Here is a 1,077-nt window from a genome sequence, read left to right as displayed (position 1 = left end):
CCACTTTATGCAGTTTATGTTGTTCTGTCCTCCTGAAGCAAGTCCGCTAGAGTGGATGCTTTTAACGAATCTTCCTGTCAATACTTTTGATGAGGCAGTTGAAAAGGTTAGTTGGTATTGTCTTAGATGGAAGATAGAGATACTTCATAAAATTTTAAAATCTGGCCTTAAAGTTGAAGAATGTAGACTTGAAACAGCAGAAAGATTAATGAGGTATTTAACGGTTATGAGTGTTATTGCTTGGAGAATTTTTTTTATTACAACAATTGCAAGAACCAATCCAACACTACCGTGCACTACTTTATTAGCTGAAGAAGAGTGGAAAGTTTTATACGCGAAAATACACAAATGCCCAAATGTAACTCCTACTATAAAAGAGGTTGTTTCATGGATTGCTCAGCTTGGAGGCCACTTAGCCAGAAAAAATGACCCAGAACCTGGACCTATTACCCTTTGGAAAGGATGGAGACGTCTCTTTGATTTATCAGAAGGATGGAGGCTTGCTACTGAACTTTATACTTATGGGTAATAGTAAGGATATCAAACATCACAGACCAGTTTGTGGAAGGGGGATTTAGAAAAAATATAAAGATACTCTTAAAGTTGATATTTAAAGGAGAGCTTAATATTTACTATAACCCGCAAGGCTTTATTGCATAGCTAGTGTTATATTGTAAGGAGAAAAGCTTTTCAATATATGGTTAGTAACGCATTTTGTTGTAAAATAAGCATTTTTCAAACAAGTATAACTTATGCCGCAAAAAATGAGAGTAAGTAACCAAAGAGAATATAACGAGTTTCTCAAAAAAAGAGGAAATGTTTTTCATTTTGTTAATAGAAAATTGGTATGAAAATAGTCCAAAAGTTGCAGGTACACTTATAGTGATAAAGTTAATACACATATCTTTTTAGAATTGGCTTGAGACAAGCTGTAGGTTTTGTAAAAGGTTATATGGTACAAATAGGCAAAAAACTTAAGGTTATCACTATACACAAGCTTCCAGAAGATTTAAAAAGCTTAATTTGAAGATTGATGACCATAGAACCAATAAAGATGATTTGGAAAATATTGAAATT

Annotated in this window: 1 protein-coding gene and 1 pseudogene; both read left to right on the top strand. The window is 33.2% G+C overall.

What is annotated here, in order from left to right; all coding sequences use genetic code 11:
* Nucleotides 1-529 (top strand): IS4 family transposase (locus Wcon_RS06650; protein ID WP_114517656.1); only part of this gene is annotated, 529 nt, incomplete at its 5' end.
* 223 nt (nucleotides 530-752) lie between these two features.
* Nucleotides 753-1,077, top strand: a pseudogene (locus Wcon_RS13395) (transposase); the annotation flags it as partial.

The sequence above is a fragment of the Wolbachia endosymbiont of Cylisticus convexus genome (assembly GCF_003344345.1).
The sequence above is the reverse complement of the archived record's forward strand: the minus strand, read 5'-3'. Positions and strand labels throughout refer to the sequence as shown.